This window comes from Alkalicoccobacillus porphyridii, from assembly GCF_007293315.1.
Taxonomy (GTDB): Bacteria; Bacillota; Bacilli; order Bacillales; family Bacillaceae_D; genus Alkalicoccobacillus; species Alkalicoccobacillus porphyridii.
The window spans coordinates 404996-430639 of record NZ_VLXZ01000003.1 but is presented as its reverse complement, the minus strand read 5'-3'; the positions used below and the strand labels follow the sequence as shown (position 1 = coordinate 430639).

Here is a 25644-nt window from a genome sequence, read left to right as displayed (position 1 = left end):
CAGCGTTCGTCCTGAGCCAGGATCAAACTCTCCATAAAAGTGGATGAGCTGATTGCTCATTGCTGACTTGCTTTGCGCAATCGAAATTGCGACTTTTTATGACTATGAGATATCGTGTATCTCTTCGTACGCTTGGCTTCTGTTCAGTTTTCAAAGAACTTCCGTCGCTCATTTGGCGACTTAACTAATATACCATTTCCAGATGTCTTCGTCAACAACTTTTTCAAATAAATAATAATGTTGTTCTTTAGGACAAGAAATAGTATAGCATAACTAATTGATTCTCCACAACTGTTTTTTAAGATTTTTTCTTAGATAATATATCTTCAATATAAATATGAGTTTGATAGTTAAGATTAATGATTTCACCTGACTCATATAATTTAACCATAGGTTTAGTTAGATCTTGCGGAGTAACAAAAATAATTTCCCCTTCTTCTTCAGTATTTAAACGAACAGAAGCACCAACTGTAAACTGCAAAAGCTGCTCGGTTAAAGCTAACACGGCTGGAATATTTAAAGGGCCGAAGTTTTGGCGGCGCATCTCTTCTAAAATATAATAGATAGAATGTTTAGCTCGATGGGGTCGCTCAGAAGACATGGCATGGTACACATCAGCTACAGCAATGATCTCACTATAAGGATGAAGCTTCTCTGCTCCAATAGCCATCGGATACCCTTGTCGATCCGTTCGTTCATGATGCTGCAAAATCGCTAACTTAGCTGCAGCTGTTAATCCAGTAGAATCTTTCACCATTTTGTAGCTATAGATAGGATGCTTTTTCACATCTTCAAATTCAAAGGCAGTTAGAGGTCCGCCTTTATTTAAAGAAGTGGATGCAATTTTAGCCATGCCTATATCGGACAACAATCCAGCTAAACCTATTTGAATCCAGTCTCCGGATTCGTATTGTAGTTTGTAGCCAAGAGATGCGGATAATAAGCCCACAGAGACAGAATGATGATACTGGTAATCACACTTATGGGAAAATTGATGAAGCGACATCAAATGCTCCGGATCCTTAATAACCTTTTCAAACAACGGTAGCATAATCGTCCGAAGTTCATGGACTGACACGGGCATTCCCGCCTGCCATCGTTCGAATTCCTTCTTAAACAACTGGACTGCCTCAGTATACATGTCAAAAAATGAAGATTCTGCCGCGGGAAGCGACTCCTCTTTATTCATTGTACTAGAAAGAGCGGGAGAGAAGATCTGACCGTCTGCGAGCAAATGTTCTACATCCACTTCTTTAATAAAAAATGCACGTAAAAAAGAGAGGTGCCTCTCTGTAATGACAGTATGACCTTTTAGTAACGGAATAGAGGCCGCTGCGTACACATCGGATTTAACAATACAGCCCTCTTGCAAAACATGAACAGGCACAATCATATAATGAACTCCCCTATCTAATATTACTTTAGAACTAGATCTATACTCCTTTATTATACGCCAAAATCTGTTAGTTGGGAAATATTATTAAAAAATAGCAAAGAAAAAACCGACCTCATTCGGTCGGTTTCATGATTATTCTTCTGTAGATTCGGATTCTTGCTCATCATTTGTTTGAGCTTGCTCTTCCTCTAAAAGCTCTTCTACTTCATCATCTTCAATATCCACTCGTGCTACTGTGGCTACTTCTTCACCTTCGTCGACGCGGATTAACTTAACCCCTTGCGTGTTACGACTTGTTTGTGAAATTGGCTCTACCTGAGTACGGATAATGACACCACTTGCAGTAATAATCATTATATCACTTTCAAGCGAGACCACTTTTAAAGAAACGAGTGCACCCGTTTTATCTGTAATATTTGAGGTCTTAATGCCTTTACCGCCACGATTCTGTATTCTGTATTCTTCTATCGGTGTACGCTTGCCGTACCCTTTCTCAGAAACAATCAATACATCCTGATCAGACACAACCACATCCATACCGACAACATGATCTTCATTTGAAAGGGTAATCCCTTTTACCCCACCAGCTGTTCGGCCCATCAGCCTTACATCATTCTCATGGAAACGGATCGCCATCCCTTGTCTTGTTCCGATGATAATTTCTTCATCGCCGCCCGTTAAGCGTACGCCATGAAGCTCATCTTCTCCACGCAGGTTAATGGCAAATAATCCACCCTTGCGAATATTGGCAAAGGCTGAAAGCTGTGTACGCTTAGCAATTCCCTCTTTTGTAAGGAAGAACAGATACGAGTCATCGTTAAATTCTTCAATTGGAATAACGGTACTAATATACTCGCCTTGTTCAATTTGAAGTAGGTTAATAATCGGGATACCCTTAGCTGTTCTGCCAAGCTCAGGAATCTCATATCCCTTCAGACGATACACCTTCCCTTTATTTGTAAAGAATAGAATGGTGTGATGAGTATTTGTTGTAAACAGATGGGAGACAAAATCATTATCATTTGTGCCCATTGCCTGAATGCCTTTTCCTCCACGCTTTTGACTCTTGTAGGTGGAGATGGGTAGTCGCTTAATGTACCCATTATGACTTAAGGTAATAATGATATTTTGACGCGCTATCAAGTCCTCATCCTCAAGATGATCCTCACTCATTGAGATCACTGTGCGGCGCTCATCATTGTAGCGTTCCTTCACAGCTAAAAGCTCCGTGCGGATAATCTCTAAAACCTTATATTCATTTGCTAAAATTTCCTTAAGCTCAGCAATTCGTTCCTGAAGCTCTTTATATTCGCCCTCAATCTTATCACGCTCTAGACCCGTTAAACGCTGTAAACGCATGTCCAAAATCGCTTGGGATTGATCATAACTTAATTCAAAACGCTCCATTAAGCCATTACGAGCAATTTCCGTTGTTTGTGACGCACGAATGAGGCTGATGACTTCATCCAAGTGATCTAGTGCAATACGTAATCCCTCTAGGATATGAGCTCTAGCCTCAGCCTTTTTTAATTCAAAGGCTGTTCTTCTTCGTGTAACAACAATTTGGTGATCCAGGTATTCCTCTAAACACTCTTTTAAATTTAATACCTTTGGACGTCCGCCTACTAAAGCAAGCAGGTTAATTCCAAAGCTTGATTGAAGCGCGGTTTGCTTATGCAAATTGTTTAAAAGAACATTGGCATTAGCATCTCGTCTCACTTCAATAACAATACGCATCCCGGTACGATCTGACTCATCACGTAAATCGGTAATTCCCTCAATCTTTTTATCACGAACCAACTCGGCGATTTTCTCGATTAAACGTGCTTTATTCACCTGGTAAGGAAGTTCTGTGACAATAATACGCTGCTTACCACCATTTTCTTCGATCTCTGACTTTGCACGTAGTGTAATCGAGCCTCGACCCGTTTGGTAGGCGCGGCGAATACCGGAACGACCAAGAATCTCTGCCCCTGTTGGGAAGTCTGGACCTGGAATGTACTCCATAAGCTCAGCTATATCAATTTCACGATTTTCAGATAGAGCTAAAACCCCATCTATTACTTCTCCCAATTGATGAGGGGGAATATTGGTAGCCATACCAACAGCAATCCCTGAAGCCCCGTTTACGAGTAAATTCGGAAAACGGGCCGGCATAACAACAGGCTCTTGCTCAGAGCCGTCATAGTTGTCTTGGAAATCAATTGTATCCTTGTTGATATCGCGCACAAGTTCCATTGAGATCTTGGACATCTTTGCTTCCGTGTAACGCATGGCTGCTGCGGAATCACCATCTACAGAACCGAAGTTCCCGTGACCATCCACAAGCATATAACGGTAGCTAAAATCCTGCGCCATCCGTACCATCGTTTCGTATACAGCAGAGTCACCATGTGGGTGATACTTACCGATGACATCGCCGACAATTCTGGCTGATTTCTTGTAGGCTTTATCAGGGGTCATACCTAAATCATTCATTGCATACAAAATCCGACGATGCACGGGTTTAAGACCGTCTCTGGCATCGGGAAGTGCACGGCTGACAATAACGCTCATTGCATAATCCATAAAGGATGTCTGCATTTCCTGGCCTATATTAATTTCTGTAATATTTGATTGATTCTGCTCAGCCATTTTCTAAACCTCCATCAATGCTACTTGAGTTCTTTTGCCCGCTTATACATCAAGATTTTTTACGTATTGGGCGTTTTCCTGGATAAAATCACGTCTAGGCTCTACTCGATCCCCCATTAAAATATCAAAAATTTCATCTGCTTTAATGGCGTCAGCAAGAGTCACCTGCATCATGCTCCGCGTGTCTGGGTTCATTGTGGTATCCCAAAGCTGTTCCGGATTCATCTCTCCAAGTCCTTTATAGCGCTGGATACCAATCTTAGAGCGATCAGAGAACGTTTTTAATAGCTCATCTAACTCGCGGTCATTGTACGTGTAAAAGTCTTGTTTCCCTTGTGTCACTTTGTATAATGGCGGTTGAGCAATATATACATAGCCATTCTCAATCACTGGACGCATGTAACGATACAAAAATGTTAACAGCAGGGTCCGGATATGAGCGCCATCTACATCGGCATCTGTCATCAAAATTAGCTTATGATAACGAGCTTTTGTGATATCAAATTCCTCACCAATTCCAGTTCCAAGTGCCGTAATAATTGTTCTGATTTCATTGTTTGCCAGAATTTTATCGAGACGCGCCTTTTCTACGTTAATAATTTTCCCACGTAGCGGCAAAATCGCCTGGAAATGACGGCTGCGTCCTTGCTTTGCAGATCCACCGGCCGAGTCACCCTCAACGATATACAGCTCACTAATGGATGCATCTTTAGAAGCACAATCCGCTAGTTTACCTGGCAGAGAGCTCACTTCAAGGGCACTCTTTCTACGCGTCAGCTCACGAGCCTTTTTCGCTGCCTCACGCGCACGTGACGCCATTAATCCTTTTTCGACCACCTTGCGAGCAACCTGAGGATTCTCTATAAGAAAACGGGCAAAATGCTCACTGAATAATGAATCAGTGATTGTTCTTGCTTCGCTGTTTCCTAGCTTTGTTTTTGTTTGCCCTTCAAATTGAGGATCAGGGATTTTCACGGACACAATCGCTGTTAACCCTTCACGTACATCCTCCCCTGTAAGGTTTGGATCCGCCTCTTTAAACAGACTATTTTTACGCGCATAATCGTTAATCACACGTGTTAAACCCGTTTTAAATCCGGACTCGTGTGTTCCACCTTCATGTGTGTTGATATTATTTGCAAAGGAATAGATATTACTGACAAATCCATCGTTGTATTGAACCGCAACTTCAACGGTCAAACCATCCTTCTCACTCTCAATATGGATAGGCTCGGGATGAAGAACTTCCTTGGTACGATTTAAATGCTCAACAAACGAACCAATTCCACCCTCGTAATAATACGTGGACTCTTTTTCTTTTCCTTCACGTTTATCATGAATATGAATCGTTAATCCTTTATTTAAGAAAGCTAGTTCACGAAGACGAGTCGCGAGTGTATCAAAATCATATTCCTGTGTTTCCTGGAAAATCTCTGCATCAGGCTTAAAGCGAATGACGGTTCCCGTTTTATCTGTTTCTCCTACCACTTTTAGGTCAGCGGCCGGTACGCCTCTTTCATACTTTTGATAATGAATACCGCCACCAAGGTGAACGTTGACCTCCAGATATGTTGACAACGCATTAACTACCGATGCCCCTACACCATGTAGTCCACCTGAAACCTTATAACCGCCACCGCCAAACTTACCACCTGCGTGCAGCACTGTCATAATAACTTCTACAGCCGGACGTCCCATTTTCTCTTGAATTCCAACAGGGATTCCGCGCCCGTTATCCTCCACTGAGATGCTGTTATCAGGCTCAATCGTCACTGTAATCGTGTCACAGTGTCCGGCCATCGCTTCATCAATACTATTATCTACAATTTCCCATACTAAGTGATGCAGACCGCGGACACTTGTGGATCCAATATACATGCCTGGACGTTTCCGTACAGCTTCAAGACCTTCAAGTACCTGTATCTGGCTTTCATCATAGGATTGTTCTGTTTGCTGTTCACTGTTCACTTGCGTCACCTTCATTCCCAATTATCTTAAACATCTTACGAAATGACCTGTCTTACTCTATTTCTTCTTTTAAGCCGACCCCTATAAGCATTCTTCGGTTTAATGTACTAGAAGAGACAGGAGCATAATAAATAAATTGGTCTGTAATTATAATAGATTTTATAAGATCCGGAGTAATCGTAATTGCTTCGGAATGAGAAGCATGCTCTAAAAAGGTTTTTGTTGCGTCTGCCACATTGTCTTCCTCGTAGTGAAGAATCGCAATAATTTCCTCTGCTTGTACCATTACGTCTCCGCCCAAATGAATAAACACACCATCACCTCACTCGAGCATTTTCCCTTGTATATGTCTATATTAAGAAAGCGTTGGGAGCACTTGAATATGGCCCGCTTTCACTTCAAAAATCTCTGCACTTTCCAATGCCTTTTTGTGCACTCCGGCAAGCCCCGTTGTTGTCACAAATGTCTGTACCTTTTTCTGGATCGTTTCTAGCAGATGAGACTGCCTGTAGTCATCCAATTCAGAGAGGACATCATCAAGCAACAATACTGGATACTCACCCACTTCTTCTTTGATTAGCTCAATCTCAGCCAGCTTTAAAGCCAGTGCGGTTGTTCGTTGCTGACCTTGAGAACCAAAGCTTTGAACATCCTTGCCATTCACGAGAAAACCCAAATCTTCACGATGCGGGCCAAAAAGAGTCGTTCCTCGAATCCGTTCTTTTTCTTTTTTCTTTTCATAGACAGCATGTAGTCTCTCTTTTAGGTTCGACAAGTTCAAGTCTTCTAATACCTCTATGGATGAAAGATAGAGAAGCTGTAGGTCCTCTGTGCCACGCGAAATGTCAGAATGAATCGTTTGAGCCCAACGCTCAAGCTTTTTTATAAATTCAGCTCGCCGTTTAATCAACTCAGCAGCCGTTTCAATCAATTGCTCGGTCAGGATATCCATCATATCGACAGAAGGTTTTCTGTGCCAATCTCGCAGCAAAGAATTTCGTTGTTGCAAAATCTTCTGGTAACGACTGCTATGATGAAGATAGACTGGACTAATTTGTCCGAGCTCCATATCCATAAAGCGACGTCTTCCTTGAGGGCTCCCTTTTACCAGATGAAGATCTTCTGGTGCAAACATAACGACATTAAGAGCTCCGACGTACTCACTGAGGCGTCGTTGCTCCAACCCATTAAGCTTTACTCTTTTCCCTTTACTAGAAACGGCTAATTCCAGTGTTAGCTTACTTGTTCTTGTCTGTGCTTCACCGTAAATACCTGCATACTCCTCCTGCCAGCTAATTAATTCCTTATCCTTCGCTGTGCGGTGGGATTTTGCCATGGCGAGCACATAAATCGCTTCTAGGACATTGGTTTTCCCTTGCGCATTTTCGCCAACAAAGACGTGAACCTGCTTGTTGAATGTAAGCTCAGCTTTGGCATAGTTCCGATAGTGTTTTAAAGATAGCTTGTTGACCCTCATCTTTTTACTCCTCGGTCTGTGCAATTTCAATGGATGTGCCGTCTGAGAAACGGACCACATCACCCACTCTCAGCTTTTTGCCACGACGATCCTCTGACTCATCATTCACCAGCACTTCATACTCACTGAGATACCATTTAGCCATCCCCCCTGTATCAATCACACCAGCTTCCTTCAGCAACTGACCAAGGGTAATATACGGCGTTGAAATCTTTAGTACATTCATGTTGTACCTCTTTTTCTTCCTCATTTTTGAGGGTTATAAGAAAGGGAAGACAGCAATTCATCTGAGCTGCTGTCTTCTAGTTCCGTTCAATTTTACATACTTTCTCTAATAACTATTGTACTAGACTAGCGCCTGCTAGCCAAGTCCAATCTTTAAGAGAGCCACATGGTCCTAGTATGTACGTACTGGAGAGAATAAATGCAGATAGTGCTTATGATCTGTTGGTCTTAACACAAATGCACTCATGGCTCCTGTGAACATGATATTAACTTTTTCACTATCGATAACCTTTAAGGCATCGATGACTATTTTTCCGTTAAAGGAAATTCTCATCTCTTCTCCCTCTTGTTCAGAAGTTGTTAGATCCTCTGTGACTTTTCCGATCTCAGGAGATACAGATGTAATTTCGATTTGCTGATCCGGTAACGTTTTTAAGGTCACCACATTGTTTTTCCCATCTGAAAGTAATAAGGCTCGTTCCAATGTCTGCAGAAGTGATTTCGTTTGAACCGAAAACGATGTCTTGGATTGTGTTGGAATCATGCTACTTGTGACTGGATATTTTCCGTCAAGTAGTCTTGAGAAAAACATCGTATGTCCCAGCTTAAATAGAATCTGGTTTTCTGTTACTACGATTTCTATCAACTCATCATTTTCTTCAAGAATTCTACTAAGCTCCGTAAGACTTTTACCTGGAATAACAACATTTTTAAACGATAGCTCTTGATCGTTCCGCTCTACAGTGGATGTTCTCATCGCCAATCTTCTGCTATCTGTTGCAGTACAGATTAATTCCCCGTTTTCAATCTCTAGGTTTACACCTGTCAACACAGGTCGTGTTTCCTGAGTGGACACGGCAAATACGGTTTGGCGGATAATGTTCTTTAGCATATCCTGAGGCAATTTAAACATTAGATCCTCTTCCAACTGTGGAAGTCGCGGATATTCCTCTGGATCGAGTCCATTTAGCGTAAAGACAGACGCACCTGAACGAATCGTGGCACTTAGCTGATCCAGCACGCTAATTTCAATTTGCTCTCCAGGCAGTTTCTTTACAATTTCCGCAAAGAAACGTGCTTGTAGAACGATGCTTCCTTCTTGCTTAATATCTACGAGCTGAAGATCGCCTTCTTCTACAGGAATAAACGTCTCGATGGAAATATCTGAGTCACTACCAGTTAGTGTGACTCCTTCATTTGTGGCCACTAGTTTCATTCCTGTTAGTATCGGAATAGTGGTTCTTGAAGAAACAGCTTTTGCTACGTTTTGAACATCATGAACAAAACGATTTCTTTCGATCACAAAATGCATGCTAAATGGCTCCTTTAATCTAATTAATTATAATTAAAAATATAGTCTCAGTAGTAATAGGGGCTGTGATTTTGTGGATAAGTCCAAAAAGCCTATTAATACAAGGTTATACACATGTGGGTAAGCTGTGTATAGCGTTGAATGGTTTACCCACACTATGCACAGGTGTTATCCCCGAAGCTGTTCAGTGATCGCTTGAATTTTTTGTTGAAGTTCTTGATCGGTATGAAGCAGCTTTGATATTTTTTCGTGTGCATGAATGACGGTGGTGTGATCTCTTCCGCCAAATTCACTACCGATTTTCGGAAGTGATGAATCTGTAAGTTCGCGTGACAGATACATCGCAATTTGTCTTGGAAATGCAACTGACTTCGTACGTTTCTTCGCTTTAAAATCATCAAGCTTTACTTGGTAATAATCACCCACAAGCTTTTGAATATCCGTAATGGTTAACATTTTTGGTTTTGAATTTGGAATAATATCTTTTAATGCTTCAGCAGCCAAATCAGCATTCATATCCTTATTAATCAATGACGAATAGGCCACAACACGAATAAGGGCACCTTCAAGCTCACGGATGTTTGTATCAATTTGATTCGCAATATATAGCATGACTTCATTAGGAATATCGAGATTTTCTGCCTTTGCTTTTTTTCTAAGTATAGCAATCCGAGTTTCTAAATCAGGTGGCGTAATATCAGTAATAAGACCCCATTCAAAGCGTGATCTGAGCCTGTCCTCAAGTGTTGGAATCTCTTTTGGAGGTCGGTCACTTGAGATCACAATCTGCTTTGATTCTTCATGAAGCGCATTAAATGTATGGAAAAACTCTTCCTGCGTCTGCTCTTTGCCTGCAAGGAATTGAATGTCATCAATAAGCAGTACATCTACATTTCTATATTTGTTACGGAAGTTTACGGCCCGATTGTCACGAATTGAATTAATGAATTCATTCGTAAATTTTTCAGACGACAAATAGACTACATTGGCACTGGGATTATGCTCCATCACATAGTGTCCAATCGCATGCATCAAGTGGGTCTTCCCGAGTCCGACTCCACCATAAATAAATAACGGATTATAGGCTTTAGCTGGTGCTTCAGCTACAGCTAGTGAAGCTGCATGAGCAAATCGGTTACCAGAGCCTATAACAAATGTATTAAAAGTGTATTTACTGTTTAACATGGTACGACTTGAGATCTCATCAGCGGCCTCAGGCTTCGGCATCTTTTTAGGCGGCTGTTCAAGCAATAAGTCGTCGACCGTTTCATTTTGCGGAATCACGAACTTAGGATCCAGCCTGGAGCCCGTTAATTGTTCAATCGTATCTGAAGTTAAACTGGCATAATGATCCTCTAGCCAATCACGTGCAAATTCGTTTGGAGCCGTCACTGTAATCGTGTCATTTTGAATGACCGTTGCTTTTGTTGATTTCAGCCACGTCTCAAAGCTCGGCTTACTCACCTTTTTTTCCATTTCAGCGAGCACCCGCTCCCACAGGTCGTGAATATTTTCCAAGATTAGACCTCCTTTAGATCAGATGGTACAGGCTTAACAGACAGAGAAAAGACCTGCTTTAGGCCTTTTAAATGGAATGCTTGTATAGGTTTTGTATAACATAAAAGATCAGACTGAATAATTATTCAACCTGAAGAAAGTGTGGAAAAATAATAGTATAGTAGAAAAGCATCAAAAATGGAATGACTAACATTCTTGTGGACAAGATAATCCATAGAAAAATATCCTGTCCACAACTTTACCCACAGGCTGTGGACAGGATTCATTACAAAATAATATATCCACGAATGAAAACAATATAATCATAGCAAAACAAACTTGATACCGCAATGGTTTGTTCGATTTATCCACAAACCACACTATGTTGTGTCTAATTTTTTTCCACAACACAAGATATGTGAGTAACTTGTCGATGACTCAGAGGATAAGTCGAAATATGTCATTTAGAGTTGTCCACAGAGATTTTTGAAAGAGGCAGAAGAGAATTTTGGAATGAAAAATGATCTTGGGGATTATTTCGATCATGTGGAGAAATAATTATTGTTGTGAAAAAAGTGAGCGTCAGAATCGTCGGTCGTCACAATTTCAAATTGAGCTGGTGAGGGGATTGTCTTTGAAAAGAGGTAGAAGAGTGTTGTGAAGATAGAGGGAGAATCATGTTTTGTTTCTTCGGCTGCCGCTCCCGAAAATGGGGGCACGCTTACCGCGGGAAGGTAATGAGCTAACTCGACTCCGTCGAGTTAGCTCATTGAACCTTTTTATCCCGCAGGTGTTGGCCCTCCATTTTCGTCCGCTTGCTATGAGAGGTATTAGCATCAGTATTTAGACAAATATGAGGGCTTTACCATCCACAGGGCATTTCGCACGGTGAGAGAGGAGCGGTCTTGGTAAAATGAAATCTTTCTTGATGAATCTAAGAAAGTTCTTGTTAAAAGGCTTTGGTTCTTGGTATTGAGTCCAGTCTTCTTGGAGAAGATGAAGATTCTCTTGCTAACGTGCTGTCTTTCTTGGTAAGTGCTGCGGAGCTCTTGCTGAAGTAAGGATCTTTCTTGGCAATGCTTAAATTCTTCTTGATATACCTCATCTAAAGGGCTTTTCGCTCGGGGAGGGAGGAGCGATCTTGGTAATTGCCCCAATTATTTATGAAAAAGCAGAGGATCTTTTTACTACCGGGGTCAAGTTCTTATTTTGTATAAATAGTCATATCAAAGCCTATCTAAAACAAGCGGACAAAATAGGAGGGCCGACACCTGCGGGAAGAACAGGCTTATTGAAATGAACGGGCTTGCCCGGTTAGTTCAATGCCTGCCCGCGGTAAGCGTGCCCCCTATTTTGGGAGCGACGGAAGAAACGAATCATGAGTCGCCCTCTATCCAAAAAAAATTATTCTTGGGAATTGCGCCGAAGTTCTTACTAAAATAAAGATCCTCCTGCGTAAGACAGAATTCTTCTTGATAAACCATATCCTCAAAGATTTTCACTCTACACAAGCGTGCCTGCCATCCAGGTAGCGAATACGTTGATCCTTTAGTGAATTTTTCCTCTAATTAAATTGTCAGTTATCCACCTCCAACATCAAGGCTTGCTGAAAAGCCTTCTAGAGGTTTATAATAAGATGTTGACAATCGTGTTAATTTAATCTTGACAATAGTCATTTATTTTCTATATAATTTACAGGACTGTCTTACAGCCAGAATTTTATTTTTTATGAGCAATTCGCAGGGGGTGTAATTAATGGGTAAACCAACCTTTCAGCCAAATAACCGTAAGCGTAAGAAAAAGCATGGTTTTCGTGCAAGAATGAGCACTAGTAACGGACGTAAAGTTCTAGCTCGTCGTCGTCAAAAAGGAAGAAAAGTATTGTCCGCATAAAAACCGCTGATAGCCAGTGATAAGCAACTTCAGATTCTTGGACTTGCTTTGTGCATGTGCTTCTTTTGGCGCACGCGTTCGCGGCAAGGATCAAACATCTGAGACCACTGGCAGACAGTGGTCTTTTTTGCTTCAAGTAGAACAAACTTTAGAGGAGCGGAAATATGAGAAAAGAACAGCGGATTAAAAAGAATGAGGAATTTTCGGCTGTATTTAATCATGGTCGTTCCGTTGCGAACCGTCAGTTTGTTCTGTACGTTCTTAAGAAAGAGGATCAAGAGCAGCTGAGACTAGGACTCTCTGTGAGTAAAAAAGTAGGCAATGCGGTGATGCGTAATCGAATCAAGCGTTTAATACGTACGGTGTTTCAAGAAAAACAGGAAACGCTGCTTCCTAACTGTGATTACGTTGTCATAGCGAGAAAGCCTACTGCATCAATGGATTATCAGGAATTTCACGCTAGTCTTGCTCATGTAATGAGAAAAGGTGGCGTATTAACACGTAATCAACAAACATCAAGAAAATGAAAAGTTGTGCAGAGGGTGTGAAAGAGTGAAAAATAAGTGGGGCCTACTTATTGTATCATTTGGTCTTTTATTTCTATTAACTGGGTGCTTTAGTGTAAATGAGCCGATCACAAGTAATAGTGAGGGAATTTGGAACAGTATTTTTGTTTATCCAGTTTCCTGGCTTATTATAAACTTTGCCGAGGCGTTTAACAGTTATGGGTTAGCCATTGTGGCATTGACCATTCTCATTAGACTTGTCATTATGCCATTAATGATTAAGCAGACCAAAAGTATGAAGGCCATGCAATTATTGCAGCCTGAGATGCAGAAGCTGCGAGAGAAGTATAGTGCAAAGGATCAGAATACTCAACAAAAGCTGCAAAGTGAATTAATGGGTCTTTATAAGGAAAGAGGCGTGAATCCATTTGCGGGCTGTTTGCCGTTAGTTATTCAAATGCCTATTTTACTGGCGCTTTACCACGCCATTATGAGAACATCGGAAATAAGTGGTCACAGTTTTCTGTGGTTTATTCTTGATCAACCGGATCCTATCTTTTTGCTGCCTCTTGTAGCGGGTGCCGCCACATATGTTCAGCAGAAGATGATGATGGTTCAACACAACCCGCAGATGCAAATCTTGCTGTATGCTATGCCAATTATGATTACTGTATTTGGATTATTTCTGCCTTCAGCCGTTATTCTTTATTGGGTTGTTGGAAACCTGTTTATGATTGCTCAAACGTACTTTATTACGGGCCCGAACGTAGAACAACGTAAGGCTACGAAAGCGGGCGTTGGAGGGAAATCTGATGTTAAAGGTAACAAAGGTAAAGGCGTCAGGAAAAACAACAGAAGAAGCAGTAAAAAACGCCGCTAACGAATTAAATGTCCCCCAAGATCGTGTGCACTTTGAGGTTCTTGAAGAGGCAAAAAAGGGTTTTCTAGGATTGATTGGTGTAAAGAATGCAACAATTGAAGCATATGTTTTGCCTGATCCTGAAGAAGAGGCGTATGAATTTCTGACTCAAACCATGAAAGAAATGGGGATCCCGGCAACCATCGACAAACAAACAACGAATGAAGGTGTGAGTCTTTCCGTTGCTTGTGAGCAGGAAAGAGATACCGCTCGTTTGATTGGTAAAAGGGGACAAACCCTTGATTCACTAGAGTATCTAGTTGGCCTAGCAGCGAATCGACGACATACAAAAAATGTTAACTTTTTAGTCGATGCCGGCGGGTACCGCGCAAAGCGAATCCAATCTCTACGTGAGCTTGCTATACGAGTCGCTAAAAAAGCGCAGGAACAGCAAGAGGAGATCCCGTTAGAGCCGATGAGTGCACGAGAAAGAAAAATTGTCCACCAAATGCTTTATAATCAAGAGGGTGTCATGACCTATTCAAAAGGAAAAGGCACTCATCGACACGTAATTGTTAAGAAATCGACATAATGAACGAAGTAAAAAAATCCGAACATAACGTGAACAATGCGTGGATGTTTGGATTTTTTCGCGTCTACTTTAGATGGGAGTAGAGTTTCGTGTGCCAAATGATGGTCCTGTATCCACAGCTACCTTCATAGCTTTTCCACCTACTCTGTGCTATTCTATTATATTAGAAGAACTGCGGACTTTTATTAAACAAATCTTTTTTTTGTAGGAGGTGAGTAGTAGATGATTACTGAATTTGATACGATTGCAGCAATATCCACAGCACAAGGAGAAGGAGCGATTGGCATTGTTAGGCTAAGTGGAGACGAAGCCATTGCCATTGCCTCTCATTTATATATAGGAAAGCAGCCGCTCGCGGAAGTTGCCTCGCATTCTATTGTGTATGGTCACATTACAGATGGAACCAATAAAGTAGAAGAAGCAATGATTAGTGTGATGAGAGCGCCACGTACCTTCACAAGGGAGGACGTTATAGAGATTAACTGTCACGGGGGGTTGGTCTCTGTCAACCGAGTTCTTCAGCTTGCGCTAAAACATGGAGCGAGGCTAGCGGAACCTGGAGAATTCACGAAAAGAGCTTTTTTAAATGGTCGGATTGACTTATCGCAGGCGGAAGGTGTCATGGACTTAATTCGCGCAAAAACAGACCGAGCGATGAACGTGGCGTTAGGTCAGCTTGAAGGGCGATTATCTAAAAAAATCTCTGTGCTGCGCCAAGAGCTTCTGGAAACAGTGGCCCATGTTGAAGTAAACATTGATTATCCGGAATATGATGCCGAAGCTATGACACAGGATTTAATGGTGGATAAAGTAGGTTTTGTTATTAAAGAAGTGGATAAGCTTTTAGAGACAGCTAGCCAGGGTAAAATTTTGCGGGAAGGCTTAGCTACAGCCATTATAGGTAGACCCAACGTAGGGAAGTCATCATTAATGAACAGTCTGGTTCACGAAAATAAAGCCATTGTGACGGATATCCCGGGTACCACAAGAGATACACTTGAAGAGTATGTCAATGTTCGAGGCGTACCTCTGCGTTTAGTGGATACGGCAGGTATTCGTGAAACAGAGGATATCGTTGAGAAACTAGGCGTGGAACGCTCGAGGAAGGCATTACGAGAAGCAGACTTGATTCTACTTGTATTAAATCACGGGGAAGAGTTATCCAAAGAGGATGAAGCGCTCTTTGAAGCAGTGGCAGGCATGAATGCCATCATCATTGTTAATAAAACGGATACGCCACGGAAGATTGACCTGGACCGAGTACAGGAGCTTGCAGGGGCACGCCCGCTAGTGACAACCGCTTTTATTGAAGATAAAGGCATTGACGAGCTAGAAACGGCGATTGCGAATCTGTTTTTTGAAGGAGCCATTGAGGGCGAGGATGCAACGTACGTATCAAACACCCGTCATATTGCCCTTCTAGAACAGGCAAAGCAAACAGCACAAGACGCATTAGAAGCCTCAGAATCAGGCATGCCAATCGATTTAATTCAAATAGATGTAACAAGAACATGGGAGCTACTAGGAGAAATTATCGGTGACAGCGTACAAGAAAGCCTCATCGACCAACTCTTCTCGCAGTTCTGTTTAGGGAAATAAGGTTTTACTAGTGTAGTTTGCTTTGATTTTGTCATTTGAGTATTTCACTCAGCCAGCGGACTGGACGTGAGGACCGACTCCGAGGGGATGTACGGGCAGGGTTGAAATGAACGGGCAAAGCTCGGTTAGTTCAACGCCCGCCCCCGGAAAGCGTATCCCTAATCTTTGAAGCTGAATCGAAGCTTCTTAATTAAATCGATACAATATTATTTGGTTTTTAATGCTTGCTGGTAGGCTGGACTACTGATCCAGCGGACTGGACGTGAGGGCCGACTCCGAGGGGATGAACAGGCTAATTGAAATGAACTGGCATAGCCAGTTTAGTTCAATGTCTGCCCCCGGAAAGCGTGCCCCACGTCCAGGTAGCGAAGCCGAAGACCAGAATTACACTATATTAAAGAAAGAAGGATTAGCCATGAGCTATCAAGGTGGAGAATTTGATGTGATCGTCATCGGTGCAGGGCATGCAGGCGTAGAAGCAGGACTTGCCTCAGCCCGTATGGGTGCAAACACATTAATGCTAACATTGAACCTAGATGCTGTTGCGTTTATGCCGTGTAACCCGTCTGTTGGAGGACCGGCAAAAGGAATTGTTGTAAGAGAACTAGATGCATTGGGCGGAGAAATGGCCCGTAATATAGATAAAACGCACATCCAAATGAGAATGTTAAATACGGGCAAAGGCCCTGCTGTACGTGCATTACGCGCACAAGCAGATAAATTTCTATACCAGCATGAAATGAAAAAAACAATTGAAGAGCAGGAGAATCTGCTACTTCGTCAGGGTATGGTAGAAAAACTGATCGTTGAAGAGGGTGTCTGCAAAGGTGTCATCACTAATACCGGCGCAGAATACCGCAGTAAAGCCGTGGTGATCACAACAGGAACCTATCTGCGTGGGAAAATTATTTTGGGCGAGCTTGCCTATGAAAGTGGCCCAAACAACATGCAGCCATCTGTGCAGCTGTCTTATCACTTGCAAGAACTAGGATTTGATATGGTTCGCTTTAAAACAGGTACTCCTCCACGCGTAAATGGAAACACGATTGATTATAATCAAACAGAAATTCAACCTGGAGATGACGTCCCGCGTGCTTTCTCCTATGAAACAACGAAATATATTACCGATCAGCTGCCTTGCTGGCTTACCTATACGTCTGCAAATACGCATCAAATCATTAATGAGAACCTGAAGCGTTCTCCAATGTACTCGGGAATGATTGAAGGAACCGGTCCAAGATATTGTCCATCCATTGAGGATAAAATTGTCCGCTTCAACGATAAACCGAGACATCAAATTTTCTTAGAGCCAGAAGGACGTAACACAACTGAAGTTTATGTACAGGGGTTATCAACGAGCTTACCTGAGGATGTACAGCTCAACATGTTAAAAACGATCCCTGGACTTGAAAACGTAAAAATGATGCGTCCAGGCTACGCGATTGAATATGACGCAATGGTTCCAACCCAGCTATGGCCAACCCTTGAAACTAAAAAGGTAGAGGGCTTATTTACAGCAGGACAAATAAACGGAACATCTGGATATGAGGAAGCAGCAGGACAAGGGGTTATGGCAGGTATCAATGCAGCTCTTAAAGTACGAGGCGAAGAAGGATTAATACTTGATCGATCAGAGGCCTACATTGGCGTTCTCATCGACGATCTAGTAACGAAGGGTACAAATGAGCCTTATCGTCTTTTGACCTCTAGAGCCGAATTTAGGCTACTTCTACGTCATGACAATGCTGATCTAAGATTAACAGAGGTAGGTCATCGAATTGGCTTAATTAAAGAGGACCGCTTTAATCGCTTCCTTGAGAAAAAGGAGCAAATCTTCTCTGAGAAGAAACGCATCGAAAAATTTGTGATCAAGCCATCTGTTGAAGTTGATCAAATGCTTGAGGAAGCAGGCTCTTCACCACTAACTGAAGCTATGCATGCTGCAGCGCTCCTACGTCGTCCTGAATTAACCTATCAGCATATCGCCAAGGTGATTCCACCAGCGGGAGCTTTGATTCCTGAGGATGTGGCAGAACAGGTGGAAATTCAAGTGAAGTACGAGGGTTATATTAGTAAACAATTGCAGCAGGTTGAACGTTCAAAGAAAATGGAAAACAAAAAGCTGCCAGAAGACCTTGATTATATGGCCATTAACGGTCTTGCTACGGAAGCCAAACAAAAGCTGGCAGAGGTACGACCTATTTCACTCGGTCAGGCTTCACGTGTATCAGGAGTGAATCCAGCCGACATCTCCATCCTGCTTGTTTATATGGAGCAAGGGAAACTGGCAAAAGTGAAACCATAGAAAGAGGGACATATGAATAAAAGTGAATTTGTTCTATCTTTATCAAAAAAAGGAATTGAATTAACAGAGCATCAGCAATGGCAGTTTGAACGATATTTTGAACTATTAGTGGAGTGGAACGAAAAGATGAATCTAACGGCATTAACGTCTGAAAGTGATGTGTATCTAAAACACTTTTATGATTCCATTAGTGCGGGCTTCTATTACTCCTTTTCGGATGGAAAAAGCCTATTAGACGTTGGAGCAGGAGCGGGTTTTCCTAGTCTTCCAATTAAAATCGTTTTTCCAGATATTCATGTAACGATTATTGATTCTCTAAAAAAACGGATTGGTTTTCTTGAGCATCTTTCTTCAGAGCTTGCTTTAACCAATGTTTCTTTTCAGCATAACCGTGCAGAAATTGCAGGGCAGGATCCCGCGTATCGTGAACGGTTTGATCTTGTCACCGCTAGAGCTGTTGCCAGGCTTTCAGTGCTATCAGAGCTATGTGTACCTTTTGTTAAACAGGGTGGGGATTTCCTAGCAATGAAAGGTGCAGGCGCAGAGGAAGAGTTACAAGATGCTGAAAAGGCAATTAAAACATTAGGTGGAACGGTTCGTGAAACGTATGAATTTACGTTGCCTGAAGAGGAAAGTGAACGTACCATTTATCTGCTTGAAAAAACACGACCTACACCGAAGAAGTATCCACGTAAAGCAGGAGTTCCTGCCAAGCAGCCTCTATAACGTTCCAGATAGCGTTTCACGTGAAACGCTATCTGGTATATACATAACGTGGGAAATTGAGACAAATAAAGGCTTGACGCTTAAACGCTCTCAGGATATAAAGGAGTTAGATATAAAAAGGGATTATAAGCCCTTATGTCGAATAGATAGATAAGACGTAGAGGTTTATAAACAGAAGGTGGTGTCAGGCGATGAAGCAGCCGTTTTCACGCCTATTTGGCTTTAATGACAAACAGGATGAGACAGCAGAGATTAGAGAGAACGAGGAAGTGCAACAAATCTCTTTAGCAGAAATTGTACCCAACCGTTTTCAGCCTCGGACCGTATTTGATCAGGAAAAGATTGAAGAACTAGCTCAAACCATTCGCACCCACGGAGTCATCCAACCAATCGTTGTACGTGCACGTGATGACAAATATGAAATTATTGCAGGGGAAAGACGCTGGAGAGCCGTCACGTCACTAGGTTGGGAGAAGATTCCTGCTCTAGTTAAAGAATTTAATGACTCACAAACAGCCTCTATTGCGCTCATTGAGAATCTTCAACGTGAAGGATTAACCTCTATTGAAGAAGCTATAGCCTATGCAAAGCTTATTGAAATTCATGGGTTGACGCAAGAAAGCTTAGCTCAACGTCTAGGGAGAGGGCAATCTACCATTGCCAACAAGCTACGATTGTTGCATCTACCTGAAGAGGTTCAACAAGCAATTCTGGATCGACAAATTTCTGAAAGACATGCACGAGCCCTATTAACACTAAAGGATGCTGAAAAGCAATCTACAGTTCTAGCAGAAATTATTGAGCAGCAATTAAATGTGAAACAAACAGAAGAGCTAGTCAAATCACTATTGGAAGTAGCACCTGCTTCCGAGGAAAAAAAGAAAAAAGCAACGAGAAAAGCCTATTCTAAAGATATGCGTATTGCGATGAATACAATTAGACAATCAGTGGATATGGTTCTTCAAAGTGGGCTTCATATAGACACAAACGAAGAAGAAAATGATGATTTCTATCAATTTACGATTCGAATTCCCAAAAAGTAATCTATCTATGGCTGATAGATTATTTTTTTACCATTCTTTTTGAACGATTTTTTGATCTCACACAACTTTCTAAAATCCTTTCCCTAAAATTATGATAGAATAAGAACGACTTATGTTAGTTCTTTTTTGAGGGAAAGAAGGTGGCTTAGTGGCCAAAATTATTTCGATAGCCAATCAAAAAGGAGGAGTGGGCAAAACCACCACTGCTGTAAATTTAAGCGCATGTCTTGCTCATCTTGGACAGCGAGTCCTTTTGGTTGATATAGACCCGCAAGGAAATGCATCAAGCGGGGTAGGAGTAGAAAAAGGAGACGTAGACGAATGTGTCTATGATCTGTTAGTAGAGGATATTGAAACAAAATCTGTGATTAGAGGGACCACGGTTGAGAATTTACACGTTATCCCTTCAACCATCCAGCTATCAGGAGCTGAAATTGAACTCGTTTCTACGATTTCCAGAGAGGTTCGTCTTAAACGAGCCTTGTCAGAGGTAGCCGATGAATATGATTATATTTTCATTGATTGCCCTCCATCTCTTGGTCTATTAACGATCAATGCATTAACTGCCTCTGATTCTGTACTAATTCCCGTACAATGTGAGTATTACGCATTAGAAGGATTAAGCCAATTGTTAAACACCGTTCGACTGGTACAAAAGCATTTGAATACAGACCTTGCTATTGAAGGTGTTCTTTTAACAATGCTTGATGCCAGAACGAATCTAGGAATTCAAGTTATTGATGAAGTGAAGAAATATTTCAGAGAAAAAGTATTTGATACCATTATTCCTCGTAACGTTCGTCTTGGAGAAGCACCAAGTCACGGTAAACCAATCATTGTTTATGATGCAAAGTCACGTGGAGCAGAAGTTTACGTAGATTTAGCGAAGGAAGTGGTAGCAAATGGCTAAAGGGTTAGGCAAAGGACTTCAAGCTTTTTTTCCTGAACACTCAGATGAAAAACAAGAACAGATTGAAGAGATTTCACTAAAACAAATTCGACCGAATCCTTACCAACCACGAAAGAACTTCTCGGATGAAGCCATAAGTGAACTTTCTCATTCTATTCAAACCCATGGCGTGTTACAGCCGATTACGGTTCGCAAAAGTATTAAAGGCTATGAAATCGTTGTAGGGGAAAGACGGTTTCGCGCAGCGCAGCATGCAAAGCTAGAGTCTATTCCTGCTATTGTTAAAGAATTTAACGATGATGAGATGATGGAATTAGCGTTAATTGAAAATCTTCAACGTGAGGATCTTAATCCTATTGAAGAAGGAACTGCCTATCAAAAATTAATGAGTCACCTTGATGTAACGCAGGAGCAATTAGCCAAACGACTTGGCAAAAGTCGACCGCATATTGCCAATCATATTCGACTACTTCAATTGCCAACTGTGGTACAGCAATTTATCTCAGATGGGAAGCTATCAATGGGACATGGGCGAGCATTACTCGGGCTAGCTGATAAGAAGAAGCTCTCTTCGTTGTTAGAGAAGGTCCTTCATGATAAGCTTAGTGTTAGAGAATTAGAACAGCTCATCCAACAATTAAATGATCGCGTTTCACGTGAAACAAAACGCAGAAAAATTAATCTTAGTCCATTTTTAAAAGAAAGACAGGATATCCTACGTTCTACTTTAGGAACATCTGTCGCTATCAAACCCGGTAAGAAAAAAGGAAAGATCGAAATCGACTATTTCTCTGAGGATGATCTAGATCGAATTCTACAAATTTTATCTGTTGAAGAGAAACAATCATAAAGAGTAGATAGAATGAGGTCATCCTCTAGAGATGACTTCATTTTTTTAATGGAGGGAGATGTACATGTATTATTTTGACCATGCCGCCTCATCTTTTCCTAAGCCTCATGAAGTAGGGGAGGCTATGAAAGAAGCAGTAGACCTATACGCCGCCAACCCAGGCAGGGGAGGACACACTCTTTCGCAAAAAGCCGCAGCCATTGTAAAAGAAGCACGAACAGAAATAGCTTCTTTATTTAAAGTGCCCAAAAATGAACATGTATGGTTTTATCAAAACGCCACGATGGCACTAAATCAAGCCATTCTTGGCTATCCTTTTGAAGAAGGAGATCACATTCTTGTTACCGTGTATGAGCATAACTCTGTTTTACGCCCCATAAAAATGCTTGAATTAGAAAAAGGGGTACGGGTTACCTATGTTAAACCTAATGAACTGGATGAATTTGATCTAGATGATTTTGAAAGCCAATTAACGGAACAAACCAAAATGGTCGTCGTGACTCATGCTTCCAATATAACAGGGTCAATATTTCCCGTAGCAGAGTTTGGTTTACGATTAGAAAAGCACCAAGCGATATTCGTAGTAGACGCCTCACAAACTGCAGGTAAGCTGAATATTTCAATGGAACATGATCATATTGATTTATTAGCTTTTGCCGGTCATAAGGGTTTACTTGGTCCCCAAGGAACAGGGGTGTTAATTAGTAAACATGATTATCAGCTAGCTCCACTCATCCACGGAGGCACGGGAACAAGCTCTGAAGAGGATGTCCAGCCCTTAACATGGCCAGAACGCTATGAAGCGGGAACGTTAAATACACCGGGCATTGCAGGGTTATTAGCTGGAGTGAAAGCAGTTAAACTCAAAGGCATTGATGCTATTTTTGAACATGAAGAAGCATTAATGAAACAATTTATTGAAGGCATTTCCAATGTAGAAGATATTCAAATGGTTGGACAAACCTCCGTGGAAAATCGCGTGTCCGTGGTTTCGTTTCACGTGAAACATGTGCCGAGTCACGAGGTTGCCATGATTCTAGATAGCAGCTATCAGATCGCAGTCAGAGCAGGGCTTCATTGTGCGCCAAGAGCCCATCAGCATTTAGATACAATACAAGAGGGATTGGTCCGCGTTAGCTTTGGACCGTATAACACCGAAGAAGAAGTAAAACAGCTAGTGAACGCTCTACATGAAATAGTCGAAGCATTTTCAATGTAAAATTTGGAGCATAGAATAGGATAATATATATGGTACTTACAGGAACTTTAGTAAATGGAGCTGCAATTGTAGTTGCAGGTGGCCTAGGCTTACTCGTACAAAATATTCCGGAAAAAATGAAAACAACGGTCCTACAGGCGATTGCCCTTGCTGTCATACTATTAGGGATTCAAATGGGTTTGCAAACGCAGCAATTTCTACTTGTCATTGCAAGCCTAGCCATAGGAGGCGTCATGGGTGAGTGGATTGGTATTGATTCGTATTTGAATCAATTTGGTCGCTGGATTGAAAGTGTTATAAAACCTGCAAAATCAGGAGAATCGGGAAAAGTAGCGCAAGCATTTGTCACCACAACCTTAATTTATGTTGTTGGAGCCATGGCTGTCCTCGGGTCCATTGATAGTGGATTAAGAGGCGATCATTCATTGCTTTACACCAAAGCCATGTTAGACGGTCTATCTGCGATTATTTTCGCCTCAACACTTGGAGTTGGTGTCCTGCTTTCAGCTATACCCGTCATCTTATACCAAGGCTCAATTGCCCTGATGGCGACCTACATCGCTGTGATTGTACCCGATTACTTTTTGAATCAGTTTATACTTGAAATGTCAGCTGTAGGCGGAATTATGGTCGTAGCGATTGGATTAAACATCTTAGGCTTAACAGCGATTAGAGTGGCTAACCTCCTCCCAGCCCTCCCAGTGTTAGCTGGTCTGATGTGGCTAATAAATAGTATTTTTTAAGTGTTCAACACATAAAAAGGCTCTTTCCACCATAGGAAAAGAGTCTTTTTTGTGCTATTTATATCAATCACAATATGCGTAAGGCTATACATCTTTTTCAATCATGAATGGCTTAAAAGCGTCAACATGTAATAAACTTGTCGAATGTTCAGATAATTTTTGATCTGCAAGATAAATAGATTGGGCAATACTTTCAGCCATCGACATAACGACATGTAAGCGCGTATTTTGTAGGACGTAGAACTCCATCGCACCGCCCACATTTACAATACCCGTGATATGGATGTCCCCCACCTCTGGAAGCTTTTTCTGAACGGCAGCCCCAGGGTAAAGTGGACCTTCCTGTAAAGTAAGCGAACCCACATTCATCTGCTGACCAAGACAAGCATCAATAGCAATAATATAAGGATTCATGTACTTTTTCTTAATGTCTTCCAGTCTTTCTGTTAGGTTCATTGCATGTACAGGATATTTAAGCGTGCCATATACAGAAAAGTGATGTAAAGACATGGCTTCAAGCTTGGATCCAATTAATGGGCCCAAAGAATCACCTGTGGATCGATCCGTTCCTACACAAAGAATAACCATGTTTTGATTACTTACATTTTGACAATAGGAGAAAATTTTATCGGCAAACGGCTCGTGTGAGGCATGAATATCCTCAAAGGGCACACGAAAAGGCTTAAGCTCTTTCTTTTTGGTGAAACGCCATAAGTTTGGACTCATAACTTGTACTCCTTTGCCATAGTAGTAACAGTATAGTAGTTTAAAGGCGTTTTTATACATGCAGATTAGATAAAAGGAGCGGGCAGGATGTGGGCAAACGGTCTAAAATGGATGTTTTTAATTGTTGGTACGTTAATAGGAGCAGGATATGCATCGGGCCGAGAGCTCTGGCAGTTTTTTGGAGCGGAAAGTAATGTCGCCATTCTATTATTTGCGATTTTGTTTACCATTAGCTGTTTTGTCATCATGAATCTAGCCTTTAAGCAACAATCTACTCAATATGTGCCATTACTCACAACGTTAGTGGGAGATAAATTAGCGAAGGCGTATGATTGGGTGATATTTTCATATTTGTTTTCAACAACAACAATTATGCTCGCTGGAGCAGGAGCCACCCTTGAAGTATATAATATTCCGTTTTGGCTAGGTATGGCAGGCAGTGGTGCCATGGTGGTTCTACTGTTTCTAAAAGATACACATGGCATGACAACGATTAACGCATTTCTAATTCCAATCTTAATTCTCTCATTGGTTAGTATTTTACTAGTGTTTCAGTCATCTTTAGGCTTTCAATTTACCTTTGAGTGGTCCCATCAGCATAATTGGCCAGCTGCGATTACATTCACTTCATTAAATATACTGCCGATCGTTGCGGTTGTTTCAGCGATCGGGCGTCAAATGAAACATCGCGGAGAAATTTGGATTGCTTCATTGGGTAGTGGGCTGCTCATGGGCTCCATCTCGTATCTTTACAATGAATCACTGCTTCAAATTGCAGGAGAGATTATGTTCTATGAAATTCCACTATTTGTGATTCTTAAACAATATCCATCGATTATGGTGGTGGCGATGTCTGTTCTATTGTGGCTGGCTATCTATACTACGGCAGGGGCAGGAATATTTGGATTAATTTCTAGATTAAGAGGACACATAAAAGGAGAAAGCTGGCTTATAGCTATGCTGTTAATCGCCATTATGGCCCCTCTTACCACCTTTGGCTTTTCGTCTATGATTGCCTTTCTATATCCATTGTATGGGGTAGTTAATGTCTACCTGCTCATATGCATCATTCTTTATCCATTTTTTCATCATCCCGCTCTTCTTAGAAACAAAAAAGCAGACTAGACGATTTCCCATTTTAATTCATAATCGTGTATAATGGTG

23 protein-coding genes are annotated in these 25644 nt (G+C 41.5%); 14 read left to right on the top strand and 9 right to left on the bottom strand.

All coding sequences use genetic code 11. The features are described from left to right. Nucleotides 1–298: 298 nt before the first annotated feature. From FN960_RS07400 to dnaA, 8 genes are all read right to left on the bottom strand, one after another. Nucleotides 299–1393 (bottom strand): HD-GYP domain-containing protein, encoded by a 1095-nt coding sequence (locus tag FN960_RS07400; RefSeq protein WP_143848048.1) that lies wholly within the window; start codon nucleotides 1391–1393, stop codon nucleotides 299–301. Between the two features lie 135 nt (nucleotides 1394–1528). Further along, complete coding sequence (gene gyrA, locus FN960_RS07395) at nucleotides 1529–4030, bottom strand: DNA gyrase subunit A (protein WP_143848047.1); 2502 nt, start codon at nucleotides 4028–4030, stop codon at nucleotides 1529–1531. Between the two features lie 42 nt (nucleotides 4031–4072). Beyond that, nucleotides 4073–6013, bottom strand: coding sequence for a DNA topoisomerase (ATP-hydrolyzing) subunit B (gene gyrB / locus FN960_RS07390; protein WP_143848046.1), 1941 nt, complete (start codon nucleotides 6011–6013; stop codon nucleotides 4073–4075). A 37-nt stretch (nucleotides 6014–6050) separates the two neighbouring features. Next, complete coding sequence (gene remB / locus FN960_RS07385; RefSeq protein ID WP_143848045.1) at nucleotides 6051–6311, bottom strand: extracellular matrix regulator RemB; 261 nt, start codon at nucleotides 6309–6311, stop codon at nucleotides 6051–6053. A 42-nt stretch (nucleotides 6312–6353) separates the two neighbouring features. After that, nucleotides 6354–7475, bottom strand: a complete 1122-nt coding sequence (gene recF / locus FN960_RS07380) for a DNA replication/repair protein RecF (protein WP_143848044.1) — start codon at nucleotides 7473–7475, stop codon at nucleotides 6354–6356. A gap of 4 nt (nucleotides 7476–7479) precedes the next feature. Next, nucleotides 7480–7701, bottom strand: a complete 222-nt coding sequence (gene yaaA, locus FN960_RS07375) for a S4 domain-containing protein YaaA (RefSeq protein WP_143848043.1) — start codon at nucleotides 7699–7701, stop codon at nucleotides 7480–7482. A gap of 171 nt (nucleotides 7702–7872) precedes the next feature. Continuing rightward, complete coding sequence (gene dnaN, locus FN960_RS07370; protein ID WP_143848042.1) at nucleotides 7873–9012, bottom strand: DNA polymerase III subunit beta; 1140 nt, start codon at nucleotides 9010–9012, stop codon at nucleotides 7873–7875. Nucleotides 9013–9180: 168 nt separating this feature from the next. Beyond that, the gene (gene dnaA / locus FN960_RS07365; protein ID WP_143848041.1) at nucleotides 9181–10530 is read right to left on the bottom strand and encodes a chromosomal replication initiator protein DnaA; all 1350 of its coding nucleotides are present in this window, start codon (nucleotides 10528–10530) and stop codon (nucleotides 9181–9183) included. A gap of 1120 nt (nucleotides 10531–11650) precedes the next feature. Between dnaA and FN960_RS22760 the strand changes: the two genes are divergently transcribed. The 13 genes from FN960_RS22760 to FN960_RS07305 all read left to right on the top strand — a co-directional run bounded on the left by FN960_RS22760 (nucleotide 11651) and on the right by FN960_RS07305 (nucleotide 23754). Beyond that, nucleotides 11651–11809, top strand: a complete 159-nt coding sequence (locus FN960_RS22760; RefSeq protein ID WP_185970954.1) for a hypothetical protein — start codon at nucleotides 11651–11653, stop codon at nucleotides 11807–11809. Between the two features lie 455 nt (nucleotides 11810–12264). Next, nucleotides 12265–12402, top strand: coding sequence for a 50S ribosomal protein L34 (gene rpmH, locus FN960_RS07360; RefSeq protein ID WP_143848040.1), 138 nt, complete (start codon nucleotides 12265–12267; stop codon nucleotides 12400–12402). Between the two features lie 164 nt (nucleotides 12403–12566). Then, nucleotides 12567–12929: a ribonuclease P protein component gene (rnpA, locus tag FN960_RS07355; RefSeq protein ID WP_143848039.1), complete on the top strand. Its 363-nt coding sequence runs from the start codon at nucleotides 12567–12569 to the stop codon at nucleotides 12927–12929. Between the two features lie 25 nt (nucleotides 12930–12954). Continuing rightward, nucleotides 12955–13788 (top strand): YidC family membrane integrase SpoIIIJ, encoded by an 834-nt coding sequence (gene spoIIIJ / locus FN960_RS07350; protein WP_143848038.1) that lies wholly within the window; start codon nucleotides 12955–12957, stop codon nucleotides 13786–13788. Next, nucleotides 13721–14359: an RNA-binding cell elongation regulator Jag/EloR gene (gene jag, locus FN960_RS07345; RefSeq protein ID WP_143848037.1), complete on the top strand. Its 639-nt coding sequence runs from the start codon at nucleotides 13721–13723 to the stop codon at nucleotides 14357–14359. Before spoIIIJ ends, jag begins: the two co-directional genes overlap by 68 nt. A gap of 222 nt (nucleotides 14360–14581) precedes the next feature. Continuing rightward, nucleotides 14582–15958 carry a tRNA uridine-5-carboxymethylaminomethyl(34) synthesis GTPase MnmE gene (gene mnmE / locus FN960_RS07340; RefSeq protein ID WP_143848036.1) on the top strand — a complete coding sequence of 459 codons (1377 nt, stop codon included), beginning with the start codon at nucleotides 14582–14584 and terminating at the stop codon, nucleotides 15956–15958. A 415-nt stretch (nucleotides 15959–16373) separates the two neighbouring features. Continuing rightward, complete coding sequence (gene mnmG / locus FN960_RS07335) at nucleotides 16374–18263, top strand: tRNA uridine-5-carboxymethylaminomethyl(34) synthesis enzyme MnmG (protein ID WP_143848072.1); 1890 nt, start codon at nucleotides 16374–16376, stop codon at nucleotides 18261–18263. Between the two features lie 12 nt (nucleotides 18264–18275). Continuing rightward, nucleotides 18276–18989 carry a 16S rRNA (guanine(527)-N(7))-methyltransferase RsmG gene (rsmG, locus tag FN960_RS07330; RefSeq protein ID WP_143848035.1) on the top strand — a complete coding sequence of 238 codons (714 nt, stop codon included), beginning with the start codon at nucleotides 18276–18278 and terminating at the stop codon, nucleotides 18987–18989. Nucleotides 18990–19180: 191 nt separating this feature from the next. Next, nucleotides 19181–20032, top strand: coding sequence for a nucleoid occlusion protein (gene noc, locus FN960_RS07325; RefSeq protein ID WP_143848034.1), 852 nt, complete (start codon nucleotides 19181–19183; stop codon nucleotides 20030–20032). A gap of 148 nt (nucleotides 20033–20180) precedes the next feature. Beyond that, a complete protein-coding gene (locus FN960_RS07320) occupies nucleotides 20181–20942 on the top strand; it encodes a ParA family protein (protein WP_143848033.1) in 762 nt (253 codons plus the stop codon). Next, entirely contained in the window at nucleotides 20935–21792 is an 858-nt protein-coding gene (locus tag FN960_RS07315; protein WP_143848032.1) for a ParB/RepB/Spo0J family partition protein, read from the top strand. Before FN960_RS07320 ends, FN960_RS07315 begins: the two co-directional genes overlap by 8 nt. Nucleotides 21793–21856: 64 nt before the next feature. After that, the gene (locus FN960_RS07310; protein WP_143848031.1) at nucleotides 21857–23011 is read left to right on the top strand and encodes an aminotransferase class V-fold PLP-dependent enzyme; all 1155 of its coding nucleotides are present in this window, start codon (nucleotides 21857–21859) and stop codon (nucleotides 23009–23011) included. A gap of 29 nt (nucleotides 23012–23040) precedes the next feature. Next, a complete protein-coding gene (locus FN960_RS07305) occupies nucleotides 23041–23754 on the top strand; it encodes a DUF554 domain-containing protein (RefSeq protein ID WP_143848030.1) in 714 nt (237 codons plus the stop codon). Nucleotides 23755–23838: 84 nt separating this feature from the next. Here FN960_RS07305 and yyaC read toward each other — a convergent pair whose 3' ends face one another. After that, nucleotides 23839–24480, bottom strand: a complete 642-nt coding sequence (yyaC, locus tag FN960_RS07300; protein WP_143848029.1) for a spore protease YyaC — start codon at nucleotides 24478–24480, stop codon at nucleotides 23839–23841. A gap of 87 nt (nucleotides 24481–24567) precedes the next feature. Between yyaC and FN960_RS07295 the strand changes: the two genes are divergently transcribed. Then, nucleotides 24568–25605 carry a YkvI family membrane protein gene (locus FN960_RS07295; protein ID WP_143848028.1) on the top strand — a complete coding sequence of 346 codons (1038 nt, stop codon included), beginning with the start codon at nucleotides 24568–24570 and terminating at the stop codon, nucleotides 25603–25605. The last annotated feature ends 39 nt before the right edge of the window (nucleotides 25606–25644 follow it).

Bases quoted from the DNA above. Each gene is read 5' to 3' on its own strand.
- yyaC (WP_143848029.1), bottom strand. From the start codon at position 24,480: ATGAGTCCAAACTTATGGCGTTTCACCAAAAAGAAAGAGCTTAAGCCT.
- dnaN (WP_143848042.1), bottom strand. From the start codon at position 9,012: ATGCATTTTGTGATCGAAAGAAATCGTTTTGTTCATGATGTTCAAAAC.
- yaaA (WP_143848043.1), bottom strand. From the start codon at position 7,701: ATGAATGTACTAAAGATTTCAACGCCGTATATTACCCTTGGTCAGTTG.
- FN960_RS07315 (WP_143848032.1), top strand. From the start codon at position 20,935: ATGGCTAAAGGGTTAGGCAAAGGACTTCAAGCTTTTTTTCCTGAACAC.
- rpmH (WP_143848040.1), top strand. From the start codon at position 12,265: ATGGGTAAACCAACCTTTCAGCCAAATAACCGTAAGCGTAAGAAAAAG.
- rsmG (WP_143848035.1), top strand. From the start codon at position 18,276: ATGAATAAAAGTGAATTTGTTCTATCTTTATCAAAAAAAGGAATTGAA.
- mnmE (WP_143848036.1), top strand. From the start codon at position 14,582: ATGATTACTGAATTTGATACGATTGCAGCAATATCCACAGCACAAGGA.
- noc (WP_143848034.1), top strand. From the start codon at position 19,181: ATGAAGCAGCCGTTTTCACGCCTATTTGGCTTTAATGACAAACAGGAT.
- rnpA (WP_143848039.1), top strand. From the start codon at position 12,567: ATGAGAAAAGAACAGCGGATTAAAAAGAATGAGGAATTTTCGGCTGTA.
- FN960_RS07310 (WP_143848031.1), top strand. From the start codon at position 21,857: ATGTATTATTTTGACCATGCCGCCTCATCTTTTCCTAAGCCTCATGAA.
- FN960_RS07295 (WP_143848028.1), top strand. From the start codon at position 24,568: ATGTGGGCAAACGGTCTAAAATGGATGTTTTTAATTGTTGGTACGTTA.
- jag (WP_143848037.1), top strand. From the start codon at position 13,721: ATGTTAAAGGTAACAAAGGTAAAGGCGTCAGGAAAAACAACAGAAGAA.
- gyrB (WP_143848046.1), bottom strand. From the start codon at position 6,013: ATGAAGGTGACGCAAGTGAACAGTGAACAGCAAACAGAACAATCCTAT.
- recF (WP_143848044.1), bottom strand. From the start codon at position 7,475: ATGAGGGTCAACAAGCTATCTTTAAAACACTATCGGAACTATGCCAAA.
- FN960_RS07400 (WP_143848048.1), bottom strand. From the start codon at position 1,393: ATGATTGTGCCTGTTCATGTTTTGCAAGAGGGCTGTATTGTTAAATCC.
- mnmG (WP_143848072.1), top strand. From the start codon at position 16,374: ATGAGCTATCAAGGTGGAGAATTTGATGTGATCGTCATCGGTGCAGGG.
- gyrA (WP_143848047.1), bottom strand. From the start codon at position 4,030: ATGGCTGAGCAGAATCAATCAAATATTACAGAAATTAATATAGGCCAG.
- FN960_RS07305 (WP_143848030.1), top strand. From the start codon at position 23,041: ATGGTACTTACAGGAACTTTAGTAAATGGAGCTGCAATTGTAGTTGCA.